We start from the raw sequence: 16,402 nt of genomic DNA, 5'->3' as shown, positions 1-16,402 counted from the left end.
GGTGTGGCGCGTGGGGAGGTGACATGGCGTGACGGCCTTGGACTGCGACGTGCTGGTGGTCGGGGGCGGGATCGTCGGCATGTCGACGGCGTATGCGATCACGCGCGCCGCGCCCGGCACCCGCGTGACCGTGCTCGAGAAGGAGGCGGGTCCGGCCCGCCACCAGACCGGGCGGAACAGCGGAGTGATCCACAGCGGTATCTACTACCGGCCGGGGTCCCTCAAGGCGCGGTTCGCGGTGCGCGGCGCGGCCGAGATGGTGAAGTTCTGCGCCGAGTACGGCATCGCGCACGAGGTCACCGGCAAGCTCATCGTCGCCACGGAGCGCGCCGAGCTGCCCCGGCTCCACGGCCTCGTCCAGCGCGGCAGGGAGAACGGCATTCCGGTCCGCGAGCTGGGCCCCGCCCAGATCGCGGAGTACGAACCATGGGTGCGCGGCCTCGCCGCGATCCATGTCGGCACGACGGGCGTCTGCGACTTCGGCGCGGTGGCCGCCCGGCTGGCCCGGCTGGCCCAGGACGCGGGCGCCTCGGTGCGCTACGGAGCGCGGGTGCGCACCATCGGCCGGCGCCCCTCCGCGGTCGCCGTCCGTACGGCGGACGGGACCGTGCTGCGCGCGCGGGCCCTGGTCAACTGCGCGGGGCTGCACTGCGACCGCGTCGCCCGGCTGGCGGGCGACGACCCGGGCATGCGGATCGTGCCCTTCCGCGGGGAGTACTACGAGCTGGTGCCCTCCCGCGCCGCGCTGGTGAACGGCCTGGTGTACCCGGTGCCCGACCCGGCGTTCCCGTTCCTCGGCGTCCATCTGACCCGCGGCATCGACGGCGGCGTCCACATCGGGCCCAACGCCGTGCCGGCCCTCGCCCGCGAGGGCTACGCCTGGCACACGGTGCGCCCCCGGGAGCTGGCCGGCACGCTGGCGTATCCGGGCTCCTGGCGGATCGCCCGCCGCCACTGGCGGTACGGGGCGGGTGAGATGCGGCGCTCCCTGTCCAAGCGCGCCTTCACCGACGCCGTGCGCCGCCTGCTGCCGGATGTGACGGCCGACGACCTTATAGCGGCCCCGGCGGGCGTGCGCGCACAGGCGGTGCTGCCGGACGGCACGCTGGTGGACGACTTCCTCATCTCGCAGTCGCCCCGGATCGTCCATGTGCTCAACGCCCCGTCGCCCGCCGCCACGGCCTCCCTGCCGATCGGCCGGGAGATCGCCCGGCGCGTGCTGGAGACCTTGCGGGCGGGGTGAGACGGGGGCCGGGGCCTGGGATACGTGCCGCACCCCACCACCCGGGATACGCGCCGCACCCCACCGCCCCACCCACCCGCGCCCGTAGAATCGAAGCACTGTGTCCGAGAACCCCACCGCCCCCGACCCCCGCGCGGAGCGCACGCTGCCCGCCCCCCGTGACCGCGGCGAGCCCCTGTTCCCCGGCGGCCCCGCGGCCGATCCGGCCGGCTCGCACCACGAGCGCCGCATCCGCTCTTTCCGCCCCCGCCGCGGCCGGGTGACCGCGGGCCAGGGCGAGGCGCTGCGCCGCCTGTGGCAGCAGTGGGGCCTGGACATCGACGGGCTGAGCCGTATCGACCTCGGTGAGCTGTTCGCCACCGAGGCGGGCCCGCGCCCCGGCCTCCCCGTCGTCCTGGAGATCGGCTTCGGCATGGGCGAGGCCACCGCGCAGATGGCCGCCGCCGACCCCGGCACGGGCATCCTCGCCGCCGACGTCCACACCCCCGGCCAGGGCAATCTGCTCGCGCTCGCGGAGCGGAACGGCCTGGACAACATACGGGTCGCCAACGGCGACGCGATCATCCTGCTCCGCGAGATGCTGGCCCCCGCCTCGCTCTCCGGGCTGCGGGTCTTCTTCCCCGACCCCTGGCCCAAGAAGCGGCACCACAAGCGCCGCCTCATCCAGCCCGAGTTCATCGAGCTGGCCGCCACCCGGATGAGGCCCGGCGCCCTGCTGCACTGCGCGACCGACTGGGAGCCGTACGCGGAGCAGATGCTGGAGGTCCTCTCCGCGAGCCCCGCCTTCGACAACTCCCAGCCCGACGGTGGCTACACCCCGCGTCCGGACTTCCGGCCGCTGACCAAGTTCGAGAGTCAGGGGCTGGACAAGGGGCACCTCGTCCATGACCTGATCTTCCGCCGCAACGACACATAACGGCCCCAAGGGGGTGGGCATATACCCCGAGTCCCCTCTTCTCCCTTTCGTTAGGGTCGGTCGAGTGCATCAGTCCCCGTCCCCGCAAGAACCGCCCGATCCACCGGCCACGCCGCCGCGCGAGGCTCCGCCCGGCACGCCGAGCGAGGCGCCCGACGCTCCGCGCGGCGCCTCGTACGAGGCTCCCCGCAGCGCTCCGCCCGGTGCCCCGTACGAGGCCCCGTACAGCGCTCCGTCCGGTGCGCACGGCACGTCCTACGGAGGTCCGTACGGCGGCGGCCCGCACCCGTGGTTCGACGCCGGCGCCGCGCCGGCGGGCTGGCCGCATCCGCCGCGCCAGCGCCTGTGGGGGCCGGGCGGCCGCCTCGCCCGCCTCTGGGACAACAGGGCGCTCCGGGCCACCGCGCTCACCGGCCTGCTCTCGCTCTCCGGCCTGATCATCCTGGCGCTGGTGCGTGAGCAGACGGGCACCAAGGGTTTCCTGGTGGGGCTCGGCCTCGCCGTCCTCCCCGTACCCCTGATCATCGCGGTCTTCGGGTGGCTGGACCGCGTGGACCCCAAGCCCCGGCGGAACCTTCTGTTCGCCTTCGCCTGGGGGGCGTGCGCCGCGACGCTGGTCGCGCTGATAGCGAACGGCTTCGCCACCGAGTGGCTCATGACCACCGTGGACTCCTCGTCCTCCAGCGGCCAGGCCGACGCCGACGCCTGGGGCGCCACCTTCGTCGCGCCGTTCGTGGAGGAGAGCGCCAAGGCGGCCGCCGTCCTGCTGCTCTTCCTCTTCCGCCGCCGCGACTTCAACGGGCTGGTCGACGGGGTCGTCGTCGCCGGAATCACCGCCACCGGCTTCGCCTTCACCGAGAACATCCTCTATCTCGGCTCGGCCTTCGTCAGCGACCAGACGCTCGGCTACTCCGGCATCCGGTCGACCACGGCCGCGACCTTCTTCATCCGCGCCGTGATGTCCCCCTTCGCGCACCCCCTCTTCACCTCGATGACCGGCGTCGGCTTCGGCATAGCCGCCGCGACGGCACGGCACCAGCGCGTCCGCCGCGTCCTCATACCGATCGCGATGCTGCTGGGCGCGATGGTCCTGCACGGCGTCTGGAACGGCTCGGCGAGCCTCGGCGGCTACGGCTTCCTCATCGTCTACGCCCTCTTCATGGTCCCGGTGTTCGGACTGCTGACCTGGCTGACCATCTGGTCCCGCACCAAGGAGCTGCGCGCCATACGGGAGCAGCTCGCGGCCTACCAGGCCGCCGGCTGGCTCACCCCGCCCGAGCCCATCGCGCTGTCCTCGATGCGCGCCCGCGGTATCGCCCGGGACCTCGCCCGCCGCACCCAGGGCGCGGCGGCGGCCCGTACGGTCGGCGAGTACACCGCCTACGCGACCTCACTGGCCCTTCTGCGGCGGCGCGCGTACCGGGGCACGGCGGGCCCGGACTTCACCACCCGCGAGAAGGAGCTGCTGGACCGCCTCTGGGAGCGGCGCGAGACCGCCCAGCCCGCCCTGGCCCACGCGGCCCTCTCGGTCCCCCTCCCCCGCCCCCGCTTCGTCCCCCACCCACCCCCGGGCACGATGCCCGCACCGTACTGGCCCACCTCCCACCAGGCCGTGTACGTGCCGTACACCACATACGCCCAGTCCCCCCAGTACGGCTATCCGGCCTGGCCCCCGGCGCACCAACCGTCGCATCCCCAGGGTCAGCCGTGACATAGCCGCTGTTCAGACAGGCCTCCGGCAGAACCCCGTGATCTACAGGCACTCCGTTCAACTGACGCGCCCGAGCCACATCGGGCCTGGCCGGCACAATGGCCATGTGCCCGTCACACCGTCTTCCCCAAGGGTCTCCGCCCGCATGAGCCGTCAGGCCAGTCAGGGCACCGCGCCGGAACTGGCCGTGCGTCGTCTCCTACACGCAAGCGGGCACCGCTACCGTCTGCACCGCCCTGTCCCAGGGCTCCCCCGCCGGACGATCGACATCGCCTTCCCCGGCCTCAAGATCGCTGTCTTCCTCGACGGGTGTTTCTGGCACGGCTGCCCCCAGCATGCGACCCACCCGAAGGCGAATGCCGACTGGTGGCGACACAAACTGAATCGCAACATGGCACGCGATCTTGAAACCACGGAGCGCCTCGCGACGGACGGCTGGACGGTTCTTCGCTTCTGGGAGCACGAAGCACCGTCCGATGTGGCAGAGCGAGTGGCTGCCACTGTCGCCGATGCGAAAAGATCGCGCACCTCATAGTCCAGTTCCGGAAGAGCCTGGTTTCAGAGTTTCCAACCCACTTGTCGCGCACCTGCTCTACCGTCACCATTGCTCGTACGAATCATGCGGCGGCGTCTGGCCACCCTCCTCGCGCTCCGGGACCCAAAGGCGGAAGATGACAAGCTGGCAGTTCGATGTCCCCACCACTGGCAGCAAGCACCTGCCCCCGGACGCCCGGTACATGGAGGCACTGAGCAGTCAGGGATACAGCTTCGAAGTGGCCATTGCCGACCTCGTCGACAACTCGATCGATGCAGGCGCGAAAGACGTTGTGATCCACTTTCTTCGTGACGGCGAGCAACTCGTCTCGCTCCTGGTCGTGGACGACGGTCGTGGCATGGACGAGGAAACGTTGGACGTCGCCATGACGATCGGCGGCCGCCAGTCGTACGGCGCCAAGTCGCTCGGAATGTTCGGCACCGGCCTGAAGTCGGCCTCTTTGTCCCACGCTGACGCCGTGACAGTTGTAAGCACCACGAAACGCACCCGTGCCACGGGCCGCCGCTGGTTGATGGAGCACGCCAAGGCGGGCTTCCAATGTGACATCGTCGAACCGGACTTCGCACAGAGACTTGTCGATCGCTACTACGACAAGCCCATCACATGGCAGGGCACAATTGTTCGCTGGGACGGCGTGAAGGACTTCCCGAAGCATGGCGGCAGCGGCCAGACCGATCGCTACCTGCACCGTACGATCAACAAATTGGGTCTCCACTTGGGGCTCCACCTCCATCGCTTCCTGGCCCGCACGGATTTCAACATCACCATAGCCGTGGAGGATGTACTGACCGGCACGGTCTATCTGGACTTCGGTGTTGAACCGCTGAATCCGTTCGCCTATCCGGTCACCGGTTCAGCTGGTTACCCGAAGCAGTTCCATGCTCCGATCAAGAGCCTAGCCTCCAATGTCGTCCTGGACGCCCACATTTGGCCCCCCAAGTCCAACATCGACGAATATCGAGCCGTGGGATCCGTCATCGATCGACAGGGTTTTTACTTCTATCGCAACGATCGACTCGTCCAGGCCGGTGGTTGGAACAACTACCGGCAGCCCGAACAGCACCTATCTCTTGCTCGCGTGGCGATTGACCTACCGCCAAACCTCGGCGAAGTCTTCCGACTCACAGTCAAGAAATCAGGGGTCGACACATCCCCGGAATTCGCAGCCGCACTCGATGGAGCGACTTCCACGTCAGGCATGACCTTCTCTCAGTTTCTCTCTGACGCAGATTCCGTCTACCGAGAGGCTCGCAGACGGGTAGGCGTTACGCGTAAAGCAGTTATCGGTCCGGGAAAGGGAATCGCCTCTGAAGTACGAGCGGCTATCGAGGAGGAGTTGCCGCTGCTTCCCAACGAAGAGCCGATCACGGTGCACTGGGAAAAGCTGGACAACGAAATGTTCTTCCACATCGACCGTGAGCAGCGGACCATCGTGCTCAACCAGCACTATCGCAAGGCCATCCTGGGTGGCCGTCACGGCAGTGTCGATGATGCTCCACTTCTGAAGTCGTTGATGTATCTACTGCTGCACGAAGTGTTCGAGAAAGAATACAGCGGCCGCCGCGAGAAGGACAACCTACAGCTATGGCAATCAATACTAGTTGCCGCAGCACGCAGTGAGTTGGATCGGGTGACAGACGATGACAGCTGACTCAAAAGCCGATTGGTCGCAGATCGAACACTTCCTCCATGCTGGTCAAGGCACGACCATCCCTCTCGCTGGCAGCGCCCTACCCCGTGTCGACTACGTCGTGACGGACGATCGAGACATCGCCCTACATCTGGAACTCACCTCGCGTCAGAGGCTTCCTCGCTCGCCCCACCCGCTGATACTGGTCGAGGAAATAGCCTACGAAGGCATGCGCATGGCTCGCCTCAGAACCACCCGACGCGAACTGCTGCGGGAGTTCCACGACCTCCTCTGCGCCGTCGCCGACCGTGTCGTCGACCGTGGGCGCACTCCTGATCAAGCCTTCAGGGAGACGGTGCATGCTTGGCGTGCGCTATTGGACAGGCCCCGTGTGACAAGCCTGGAGAAACGAATCGGCTTGATGGGTGAACTGGTGATGCTGGCAGCCATAGCTGCCTCGCACGGGTGGCAAACCGCCGCGAAATCTTGGCGAGGGTCGTACGGCGAGGAGCACGACTTCGGTCTGCCGTCTTACGACATCGAGGTAAAAACCACTTCCGCGGAGGAACGCCGTCACACCATCCACGGCCTTTCCCAGCTCACCCCGAGTGCCGACCGTCCGCTCTGGCTGGTGTCGCTGCAGCTCACGCGGGGCGGTGCGCACGGTCGCACCTTCACCCAATGTGTCTCCTCCGTCCGGGATCAGCTCGCAGAACACACAACAGGTGGCGCTGTCGACATGCTGGAACAACGCCTTGCAGCCATATCCCAGCCCGATGGCGCGAACGCTCCGCCCGTGGACGACGAACGTTGGTCGCTCCGTAGTACTCCTCTTGTCCTGATGGTCGACGAGCATCTGCCACGCTTGGACCAGTCCCTGCTTCGCCTGCTACCGGCGGGGTCGGCCGCCCGAATAAGCCGGGTCGATTACAACATCGACGTGACCGGGCTGCCCGCCAGTCCCGGGCCTCCCGCCGCGCTCCAGATTGAATTCGCCCTACCGTAATCGACCATTCTTGAGGAAGCGTCACATGAGCACAGCGGAAAATCTCAAGGCCGACGCACTTCTCAAGGTGCACCAGGCTGCATTGGCCGGCATGCAAGCGGTGGGCCCCGGACCGCTCGGCCGCGCCGTGGCCTTCTACGCCGAGATGCAGACTTTGGGACAGGACGTGTCCGAAACCACATTCAGGGAGCTTTTGACTGCAGGCGGGGATGGCGCCGAGGCTTTGAAGCGCCTGTGGCGCGTTCAGCTCACGGACTGGGACTACGCGACCGGACCCACGACGACCGACTGGGCCTCCGATACGGAGCCACGTACGGACGAGCGTCGGACTGCCATCCATGACAGGCTCGGCCTCGAGCCCGCGACCCGCAAGGTTCTGGATGCCGAGATTCCCGTCCAGAAGACAGCCGGTCCGGTCGTCATCAGCCAAGAGCGGAAGCCGTGGCGCGGTATCGGCACTCAGCGTGGCATCGACTGGTATTGGCCGGCGTATCAGCGCTACTTGCAGGAGAAGAAGGGCTGGAGCCCAGAAACCACGGCGGACCTGGGTGACGCAGCGGAACGGGTCGTCGAGCGCTTGGCGGACCCGACCTCACCCGAGACGTACCAGTCGAAGGGGTTGGTCGTCGGCTACGTGCAGTCCGGGAAGACTGCCAACTTCACGGGCGTCATCGCGAAGGCCATCGACGCCGGCTACCGTCTCGTCATCGTGCTCGGGGGGACACTCAATCTACTACGAGCACAGACACAACGTCGCCTCGACATGGAATTGGTAGGGCGGGAAAACATCCTGCGCGGGACCGGCAACGAGATCGATTCCGACTACGCGGACGATACCGCATGGTTGCGCAACAGGTTCCTGACTCATGGTGGGATGCCATCAGAACTCGGTGCCTTCGATGTGGAACGGCTCACTACACGAGCCAATGACTACAAGTCTTTGGCTCAAGGCATCCGCGCCTTGCAGATCGAGAAACGGGATAAGGCACTCCCGCTGTACGACCCGCGCAACCTCGACCACGCGGCTGCCCGCCTGATGGTGGTCAAGAAGAACAAGACTGTGCTCAACAAGCTGGTGAAGGACCTGGAGAAGATCAAAGGACTCCTCGGTGAAATTCCCGCCTTGATCATCGATGATGAGTCCGACGAGGCGTCTCCGAACACCGCCAACCCAAAGAGGAGCGACGGACCTGATCGCACAGCCATCAATCAGAAGCTGTCGGAGCTACTGGGACTTCTTCCCAGGGCCCAGTACGTTGGCTATACAGCGACACCGTTCGCTAATGTGTTCATCGACCCCAGTGACACCAGGGACATCTTCCCGAAGGATTTTCTGATCTCCCTCCGTCGACCGGACGGCTACATGGGGGTCCAAGATTTTCACGACCTCGACTCGAAGATTCCACCACAGCAACGCACCGTCGCAAACTCGAACCAGAAGGCCTACGTCCGTGAGATCGGCGGCTCCGTCGAGGAAGAGGACGACATCAGCCTGCGCAAGGCCTTGGACATGTTCGTCCTCACCGGAGCAATGAAGATCTATCGGGAGGCCGTGGACCCGAGGGTGGATGAGAACTACTTCCGACACCACACCATGCTGGTGCACGAGTCCAGGCTCACAGCGGAGCACAGCGAACTGAGAGGTAGGCTTCTGCGTCTGTGGGACGGGGGCGGCTACACCGGGCCCTCTGGCCGGGAGCGACTGCGCGACCTCTTCGAGTCAGATCTCCTTCCCGTTTCTCGCGTCCGAGCCGACGGTTTCGCAGTTCCCAGCTCCTATGACGACCTGGCGCCGTACGTGGGTCCGGCTTGGGCCCGCATTGGAGCCGACGACCGACCGGTTATCGTGGTCAACGGAGACAAGGACGTCGAGAAAGGCGAAGCGGACTTCGATCGTCGTGCCATCTGGAAGATCCTCATCGGCGGGCAAAAGCTGTCCCGCGGCTTCACCGTCGAGGGCCTCACCGTCACCTACTACCGTCGTCGTGCGGGCAATGCCTCCACGATGATGCAGATGGGTCGCTGGTTCGGTTTTCGGAGGGGCTACCGAGATCTGGTTCGCTTGTGGATCGGCCGCAAGGAGTCGTCTGGTGGCCTGCGCCCGCATGACATCGATCTCTACGACGCCTTTGAGGCAATCTGCCGTGACGAGGAGAGCTTCCGGGCGCAACTGGAGCAGTACTCGGTCATGGTGAACGGTAAGCCTCAGGTGACGCCGGCTCAGGTGCCCCCTCTGGTTTCCCAGCACTTCCCGAAATTGAAGCCGACGAGTCGCAACAAAATGTACAATGCCCGCCTGGCCGAGGTCAGGACACCGGGCCAGTGGTCGGAGCCCACCGCTTACCCTGCGGAGAACCAGACTGCTGCGCTGCGCCACAATACTGATCTGTGGCTTCCGGTCCTGGATCAGCTGTCGGACACTCCGACGCTTTTCTCATTCCACAATACAGACACAGGGGTCACTCACGGATTCGACGCCTTTACCGGACTGCTGCGCTCGGAGGAAGCTCTTAGTATCTTCCGGTCCCTGAAATGGCACGGGCAGCAATTCACTCCTAGCCTGGCCTATTTGGAGACGATCTCAGAGAATCGACGGGACGTCGATGACTGGCTGGTTATTGCCCCTCAGCATTCATCTTCTGGCCAGCGCGTCCCGCTGGGGACGCGGAAACGTCCGTTGTCCTGGTTCAGCCGGAAGCGGCGGCCCGAGCGTTACCCCCTGTTCGGCGCCATCAGCGACCCAAAGCACCGAGCAGTGGCCATGCGGATTGCAGGCGCCCTCGCAAACAGCAACGACCCAATCACGGAGCAGCACGTTGCTTCCCGACGCGGCGTGATCACTCTGTATCCCGTACTCGAGCAACGCCCTTGTCCTGGGGCATCAGGCGAGGCCGACCTCAAAGGTTTGGTCATGGCCTTCTCCTTCGTGGCTCCCGCTGCTGCACATGGCCCCGACAACAAAGTTGTGCGGTTCACGACCATCGACTCTGCCCAAGAGGACGAGGCAATCATCGACACAGCGTGACACCGGACACGCCCGCCACCAAATGTCGTGGGCTGCCCGGTCCACCCGGTCACCGGCCCGCCACCGTTACCACTAGGAGAAAGTTGCATTGACCCCACCACGTCTCTCCTCTCTCGAAATCTGCGCGGGAGCAGGCGGCCAGGCCTTGGGGCTGGAACGAGCAGGGTTCGATCCGGTCATGTTGATCGAGAACGACGAGAACTCCTGCAAGACGCTGAAGTTGAATCGCCCGAGTTGGGAAGTCCTACGGACAGACGTCATTGACTTCGACCCGGAAGAACATCCCTACGTCTATGACGTAGACCTGCTTGCAGGTGGCCTACCACGCGTCAAGTCGGCAGCGACGGTCCAACGCCGCGAGAGCGACAATGAGCGCAAGCTCCTGGAGGCAGCAGTGTGGCTCACCCACTCGGTGCAGCCACGCGCCGTCCTGCTTGAGAACGTCCCTGACCTTGTCACCTCTGACAAGTTCGAGGACATCAGGTCCTGGATCGTCGCCAATCTCGCCGACGTGGGTTACGACGTCCACTGGCGTGTGCTCGATGCGGCGGATTTCGGCGTCCCCCAGCACCGCAGACAGGGGTTTCTCGTGGCCATGCGTGACCCGGAGTTCAGCCGTTTCGAGTGGCCTGAGCCCTCGGCCGAACCGGCCCCCACCGTCGGCGAGGTGTTGGAAGCTTCCATGGGCCGAGACGGCTGGCCCGGAGCCTCCGCGTGGGCAAGAGGCGCGAACGAGCCGGCACCCGCCATCGTGGGTGGTTCCGCCTTCAGAGGCGGAGCCGATCTCGGGCCAACCGGCTCCAAGCGTGCCTGGGCAAGGCTGGGCGTCAACGGCAACAGCATCGGAGATGCTGTACCAGGACCTGACTTCCCCGTCGATGCCATGCCCAAGCTCAACGTGCGTCAGGTCGCCATGCTTCAGTCCTTCCCCGACGAGTGGCGGTTCTTCGGCCGAAAGACCTCCGTGTACCGGCAGGTGGGCCACGCCTCACCGCCCCCGGTTGCCGAGGCCGTAGGACGGCGCATCGCTCAGGTACTCGGGGTGAAGACGCAGGCGGGGAGCAGTTGAGTGCGATTTGCCGGCTTTCCGAGCTGCCTCCATGGGGGAGCACCAGATCCGTTCTTGATCACTCACGGCGGCCGGCTAAACTCACCGTCATGAACAACCAGGAAGCCCCGGAGCCGATCACAGTTGTTGATCTCTTTTCGGGATGCGGGGGCTTCACGGAAGGTTTCCGGTCCTTCCGCGCCCCCGACGGGACAGCTCCGGTCTTCCGATCGGTTGCGGCCGTCGAGCACGACTTGGCTGCGGCCTCGACCTACGCCGCCAACTTCGCCGACGAAGCCGGCGGCTTGCATCACATCCATGCGGGCGACATCGAGGACTGGCGACCTCGCGATCACGGCATCAAGGCAGACGTCATTCTTGGTGGCCCTCCGTGCCAGGGCTTCTCCGGGCTCGGCCTGGGGGACGTCAACGACCCTCGCAACAAGTTGTGGCGCGAGTACATGCGGGTCGTCAACGAAGTCGAGCCCAAGATTTTCGTCATTGAAAACGTCGACCGATTCTTGCGGTCGGCCGAGTTCGAGGCGCTTTACGCCGCGACGGAGAAGCCCAACGGCGATTTGCGCGACTACAAGCTTGTTGAGTACTCCCTCCTGAACGCGGCTGACTACGGTGTACCGCAGTCACGACGCCGCACCATCGTGATAGGGATCCGCCGAGATCTCAAATACCTCAACGGACTCCGCTACCCCGAGCCCAGCCATGCCAAGACACCCGAAACCACGGGCACAATGTTGCCTGGAATCGAATCCAAGAAGCCTTGGGTGGCAGTCGGCCCCGCAGTCTTCTCTCGCTCCCTGGTAACCCCCACTACCACTGAACTCCCACAAGGAAGCTGCAATCCACTCAGGTTGAAGGACTTCAGCCTGCCCGGAATTTTCAGGACCACGGATTTGCATTTCGGGCGGACGCCTACAGATGTCTCCTTGGCTCGCTATAAGGCAATTCCCAGAGGCGGAAACAGGCACGACCTTCCGCCCGAACTTTCGACTCCAAACTGGCTGGCTCACCGAAGCGGCTCTCACGACGTCATGGGGCGCATGTACTGGGATCGACCATCGGTAACTATCCGAACGGAATTCTACAAGCCAGAAAAGGGCCGCTACCTGCACCCCTTCGCATGGCGTCCCATCACCCACTATGAGGCCGCGCTCATCCAGGGCTTCCCCGAATCATTCAAATGGTGCGGCAGCAAAATCCAGATCGGGCGTCAGATCGGGAATGCGGTGCCAGTCGGCCTTTCGCGGGCGCTAGCAGGAGTTATACACCGGGCTTTGCAAGGCTGACTCGGGTACCTGAACCACCAATGGTCGCTCCCCGGCGGCGAAGATGCGTGGACTCTTCGTGGATCTTCTCAAAGATATTCACCAACACATCCACCGAGGTTTCGGGTACTCGTCCATCCCTCGGTCCTTCCGGGAGCGATTCCAGTGGTACAGGCGGAGCCGCCTCCCCCTCCGCGATCCAATCAAGAACAGCGTCGGCATCAGGGGGTTCCACGGGCGCGATGAAATCGCACATCAAGGTGCTCCGGACGAGATTTATTTCGCTCGCCAATGCATTGACATGATCACCGAGGCGAGGCGCTTTACGTTCCGCCAGGTTTCGAAGGATTCGAAGAAGCGCCAGCGCCGTTGGACGGTGATCGATCGCATTCAGCTTGAGGGCCGTATTGAGCACGTCCTGGTTCCCACAAGCGAATTCCGCGCTCCTGTAGTCCTCACCATCCCGGAACATTTCTGCGGCCCACCACAGTCTCGCGAAGGCTTGTTTATGGTGAGTCCCCACGAACCGATCCGTTGGGGCGGTCGGCTTGGGCGTAGCCGACGTAACCGCCCCTCTGTGGCGCCAGACCACGTAATCCGGTGCCACCACCAAGGACACAAAGTTCCATAGCTCCGGGTCGGCTGCTTCGGCTCGCGTCATACGTAGGGTGGCGTGCAGCCGTGGTGCCAGCCAGGCGTCCGCTTGAGTACGTGTGTGTGCGAACCTCCGCATGGCCTCTTCGACCAGTTCTCTCACCGGAACGGTTTGCCAACGCGCTGCAGTTGTACCAATAGGCTTACTGACACGCTGGAGGGCGACCCTGGGCGGATCCTCTTGGCCGGCGAGCACGCTCCACGTCAGGTACTGCGTTGCTGCGGGGGTGGGCAGCAGGGCAAGAACCTCTGGAAGAGCAGGCGAAGTCCGGATCATCGGTCTGAATCCTCCGCTCGATCGAGCGCGCGAACGGCAGTTCTGACGTGCTTCGGGATGCGGGCGCGCTTGGCCGCTGCGTGATGAATGCTGGTCTGTAGTTCGGACCAGCCCTGACCGTCGGTACGGCGCTCATGTACCTCCAGCAGGGCATCGGCCAATGAGACTCCGGGCATGACATCCGGCAGCATCTGGCGCAATACCGATTCACGCCACCCGGACGGCATTTGTGGGGTTCCGTCGTCATCGATCTCCAGATCGCTCACGGCTGCATGGAACATGGCCGTCCACGCCTCGTCCGCAATTTGGGAGACCACCAATCCTCGCGCGCCTCTCTCCAACTCACTCACCGCACCGTTGAGCAGCGCTGCGAGACCTTCAAACCCGGTGTTGAGGTAGACGGTCGGCATCTCGCCGCTCGTTTCCACCAGCCAGGGAGTCTCCTTGAACCTGGCCAACCACTCCTCGGTGTCGTCGCCGAAGTCGATCTCGACGATGTTCAGTTGTTTCTTGCGCTCAGGAGTACGAGCAGTCAGGTCGATCACCCAAACTGGGTCAGCGACACCGATCACTCGGCCGGCCACTCCTCCGACGGTGGCAACGACACTCACCGTGAGGGATGCATGAGCACGATGCAGCGTGCGCAACACCGGAACGCTCCCAACCCATGTCCCGTCCGCCCTCCTCCGCAGCGGGCGGGCCAGTCGGGCGTTGGTCACTGCTTCGGTAATGACCGCGACACAGCCGACATCGGCCCATGGGCCCGTCTCGATCTCCCGCTCCGGCAGTGAGACGCGCAGCTCGATCCTTGCCTCTTCCCACTCCTCACGCTCGACCTCGTGCAAGGCAACGACATGCTCGTTTCGGGAGATCATCGAGTAGGAAAGTTCCCGCCCGTCGAGCGTAACCTTCGTGACTGTCACATCTATATCGCCAACAACCGTGGGGTAGGGCATCAGGGTCTTCATATCCGCGCCCCTTTCGCTCGCCGAATGTCCACGGCGAGACGCGCCCAGCCGGCCGGGACCCAGTGGCTGCTTAGTTCCGTCACACCGGCAAACGACGCACTGCGTACACCAGGGGGAACCCGCAAATACTCTCCATCGATCTCGCAGTTCTCCACCGCAGTGAGTTCCGCCCAGGCGATCGTGGCTTTCCCGCCTTCCTGCCCGTCGAACCAGGCGACGGGAGTCAGCAACCAGGGGTCATTCCGTTGCGGAATACGCAGTTCTATACGCACCCTCCAGGCCCCGGCGTCGTCGATCGTTCCCTCCAGATGGCGAACGGTCGGGTATCCCTCAGCGCGGCGTGCCCCGGCCGCGGTGTCCAACTGGAGAAGCTCCCGTAGGGCGGACGGCCCCCCCTTGGCTTGTACTTCGCGGCGCCCGACGACTCCGCGCAACGCGGCGTCCACATCGGCTCGGAACTTCCTGGGACGGGTCAGCGCGCCCCGGGCGTACACAACCGCGAGTTCCTCGGTTCTATCCCACTTGTCGTGCTCAGGCGGCTCAGATGCCCGTAGGAACGCCTCCGCCGACGCGACCTCCGGGCCGTCTTCGCCGGTGGCGTAACCGGCCAGAAGGATGGCCTGGAAGGGATCAGTTCCCAAAGGGACCTCGCGCGGTCGACGTTTCATGACCGTCATCCGGCTTCCACGCATGTAGGCGATCTTGCTGTGGTCCTCGTCCGCGTCGTCTGCCGGGGTGACCAGCAACACGGCTCGATGCTCGACCGCCTTGTCTCCGGTGCCACGCAACGGCGGGACCGATAGGGGGACCCGGACGAGTGCCACTTGGTCCACCTCAGTGAGCCTGTCAACGGTGTCGCCGTCCAGGTACGCCTTCAACGCCCGCACGTGAGCCGGAAAGTACTCGCTGGGGTCCACACGCTGCTCGGGGATCAGGACCTCACCGTTACGCAATGCCGCGACCGAGGCTTGCAGCAACGGAGGCGTGCTCTCCCCAGCCGTCATCGCGGCCCAGAAGTTGTCGGCCAGCGCCTCGGCCAACTTGGTGTACATCGCGGCAAGATCTGGACGCCCTGGCTCTCTCTCGCTACCAACGTCATGAGCGCCAACGATCAAAAAGGACGTGCCCGGCTCCTGGTTCTCACGCTCCACGTGCAAAGCACGGGTCGTCGCTTCGTCCGCCCACCACGACCGAGCGACTCTTCTGAACCCTGGTGTCTCGTCCGGCTCTCCGAGCCATGCCGGTCCGGCGAATGGCTCGCCGTCCACCCGTCGCCATGGCAGATCCAGACGCCCGATCATACGTCGCTCGTGATGGCCTTCGTGTGGCTCGGAGAGAGTGCTGTTGATCAGGACGAGACCCAGGCGGCTGTTTGCCCACAGGGTCGCCTTGCCCAACCCGAACGACCCACCAGCGCGACCTGTTGTCTTGTGACTGTCCAACTGACGCCGCACGACTGCGGAGAACCTGCCGTCGTCGTACTCCGGCCCCGTCAGTCCAGCGGCGTTGTAGTCGTCGATCCGTAGTAGCAACAGGCTGTCGGTCTCGTCGAGTTCGCGAAGTCCCTCAGCGAGCACTCGCCCCACCTTCTGACGGTGTCGAGCCGCGGCACGAAGGTGCGGCTCCAGGTCATCCCACTGCAGGTGGTCCTTGAACGAACGCAACTGGTCGCCACTCAACTCGTGCAGTGTGTACCGCACCCGAACTGGACGTGTGGGATCCAGTCGCTCATCGAGACTGTTCTGGGTGGCCTCTCGGGCGAGTGTGACGAAGTCTGCGTCGAAGGCGAAAGCGGCAGCGTTGCCGAACTCCCTCCCACCGTCCGCATGCGCACGCCGGTGGTACCAGATGCGCGCAACGGCCCGTTTTTCGGTGTCCTGAAGAGATGTGGCCGCCCCGGGCAGGAGGCCGAAGAACTCCTCGATCGACCGAAGTTTCTCGGCTCGCGGCATGGCCCGGTTGTTGACCCAAGCCGACACCCCCGCTCGCGTCATGTTCAAGGCTGCAGCCAACTCCGCCTGGCTGACTCTGCTCCGCCGTAGCTGACGTTCCAGCCAAGCGCCGAAGGAGTCGAGTTCACTCACC

The 16,402-nt window shown here is 64.9% G+C and carries 12 protein-coding genes; 9 read left to right on the top strand and 3 right to left on the bottom strand.

Annotated features, from left to right (window positions below; translation table 11 throughout):
• Positions 1-28: 28 nt before the first annotated feature.
• The 9 genes from lhgD (at position 29) to PS467_RS22555 (ending at position 12,439) form a co-directional block, all read left to right on the top strand.
• Positions 29-1,243 (top strand): L-2-hydroxyglutarate dehydrogenase, encoded by a 1,215-nt coding sequence (lhgD, locus tag PS467_RS22595; protein WP_311036789.1) that lies wholly within the window; start codon positions 29-31, stop codon positions 1,241-1,243.
• Between the two features lie 100 nt (positions 1,244-1,343).
• Positions 1,344-2,159 (top strand): tRNA (guanosine(46)-N7)-methyltransferase TrmB, encoded by an 816-nt coding sequence (gene trmB / locus PS467_RS22590; protein ID WP_311036788.1) that lies wholly within the window; start codon positions 1,344-1,346, stop codon positions 2,157-2,159.
• A 64-nt stretch (positions 2,160-2,223) separates the two neighbouring features.
• Positions 2,224-3,870, top strand: coding sequence for a PrsW family intramembrane metalloprotease (locus tag PS467_RS22585; protein WP_432280620.1), 1,647 nt, complete (start codon positions 2,224-2,226; stop codon positions 3,868-3,870).
• A 145-nt stretch (positions 3,871-4,015) separates the two neighbouring features.
• On the top strand, positions 4,016-4,405 hold the full coding sequence (locus PS467_RS22580) for a very short patch repair endonuclease (RefSeq protein WP_311036787.1): 390 nt from the start codon (positions 4,016-4,018) through the stop codon (positions 4,403-4,405).
• A 136-nt stretch (positions 4,406-4,541) separates the two neighbouring features.
• A complete protein-coding gene (locus tag PS467_RS22575; RefSeq protein ID WP_311036786.1) occupies positions 4,542-6,077 on the top strand; it encodes an ATP-binding protein in 1,536 nt (511 codons plus the stop codon).
• Complete coding sequence (locus tag PS467_RS22570; RefSeq protein ID WP_311036785.1) at positions 6,067-7,062, top strand: PD-(D/E)XK motif protein; 996 nt, start codon at positions 6,067-6,069, stop codon at positions 7,060-7,062. The genes PS467_RS22575 and PS467_RS22570 overlap by 11 nt, the downstream gene beginning before the upstream one ends.
• Before the next feature lie 25 nt (positions 7,063-7,087).
• Positions 7,088-10,087: a Z1 domain-containing protein gene (locus PS467_RS22565; RefSeq protein WP_311036784.1), complete on the top strand. Its 3,000-nt coding sequence runs from the start codon at positions 7,088-7,090 to the stop codon at positions 10,085-10,087.
• Between the two features lie 88 nt (positions 10,088-10,175).
• Positions 10,176-11,156, top strand: a complete 981-nt coding sequence (locus PS467_RS22560; RefSeq protein WP_311036783.1) for a DNA cytosine methyltransferase — start codon at positions 10,176-10,178, stop codon at positions 11,154-11,156.
• Between the two features lie 89 nt (positions 11,157-11,245).
• Positions 11,246-12,439, top strand: coding sequence for a DNA cytosine methyltransferase (locus tag PS467_RS22555; protein WP_311036782.1), 1,194 nt, complete (start codon positions 11,246-11,248; stop codon positions 12,437-12,439).
• On the opposite strand, the gene PS467_RS22550 is transcribed toward PS467_RS22555, so the two are convergent.
• The 3 genes from PS467_RS22550 to PS467_RS22540 are packed head-to-tail and all read right to left on the bottom strand — an operon-like array spanning position 12,414 to position 16,401.
• A complete protein-coding gene (locus PS467_RS22550; RefSeq protein ID WP_311036781.1) occupies positions 12,414-13,349 on the bottom strand; it encodes a DUF6339 family protein in 936 nt (311 codons plus the stop codon). The two genes, PS467_RS22555 and PS467_RS22550, sit on opposite strands and share 26 nt — an antisense overlap.
• Positions 13,346-14,317, bottom strand: a complete 972-nt coding sequence (locus PS467_RS22545; RefSeq protein WP_311036780.1) for a hypothetical protein — start codon at positions 14,315-14,317, stop codon at positions 13,346-13,348. The genes PS467_RS22550 and PS467_RS22545 overlap by 4 nt, the downstream gene beginning before the upstream one ends.
• The gene (locus PS467_RS22540) at positions 14,314-16,401 is read right to left on the bottom strand and encodes a helix-turn-helix domain-containing protein (RefSeq protein WP_311036779.1); all 2,088 of its coding nucleotides are present in this window, start codon (positions 16,399-16,401) and stop codon (positions 14,314-14,316) included. Before PS467_RS22540 ends, PS467_RS22545 begins: the two co-directional genes overlap by 4 nt.
• Position 16,402: the final 1 nt, after the last annotated feature.

The sequence above is a fragment of the Streptomyces luomodiensis genome (genome assembly GCF_031679605.1).
GTDB classification, from domain to species: domain Bacteria; phylum Actinomycetota; class Actinomycetes; order Streptomycetales; family Streptomycetaceae; genus Streptomyces; species Streptomyces luomodiensis.
The sequence above is the reverse complement of the archived record's forward strand: the minus strand, read 5'-3'. Positions and strand labels throughout refer to the sequence as shown.

What these genes read in the sequence shown, in the direction of transcription:
- PS467_RS22545 (WP_311036780.1), bottom strand. Translation starts at nt 14,317, where the DNA reads ATGAAGACCCTGATGCCCTACCCCACGGTTGTTGGCGATATAGATGTG.
- PS467_RS22575 (WP_311036786.1), top strand. Translation starts at nt 4,542, where the DNA reads ATGACAAGCTGGCAGTTCGATGTCCCCACCACTGGCAGCAAGCACCTG.
- PS467_RS22570 (WP_311036785.1), top strand. Translation starts at nt 6,067, where the DNA reads ATGACAGCTGACTCAAAAGCCGATTGGTCGCAGATCGAACACTTCCTC.
- PS467_RS22555 (WP_311036782.1), top strand. Translation starts at nt 11,246, where the DNA reads ATGAACAACCAGGAAGCCCCGGAGCCGATCACAGTTGTTGATCTCTTT.
- PS467_RS22550 (WP_311036781.1), bottom strand. Translation starts at nt 13,349, where the DNA reads ATGATCCGGACTTCGCCTGCTCTTCCAGAGGTTCTTGCCCTGCTGCCC.
- PS467_RS22565 (WP_311036784.1), top strand. Translation starts at nt 7,088, where the DNA reads ATGAGCACAGCGGAAAATCTCAAGGCCGACGCACTTCTCAAGGTGCAC.
- PS467_RS22580 (WP_311036787.1), top strand. Translation starts at nt 4,016, where the DNA reads ATGAGCCGTCAGGCCAGTCAGGGCACCGCGCCGGAACTGGCCGTGCGT.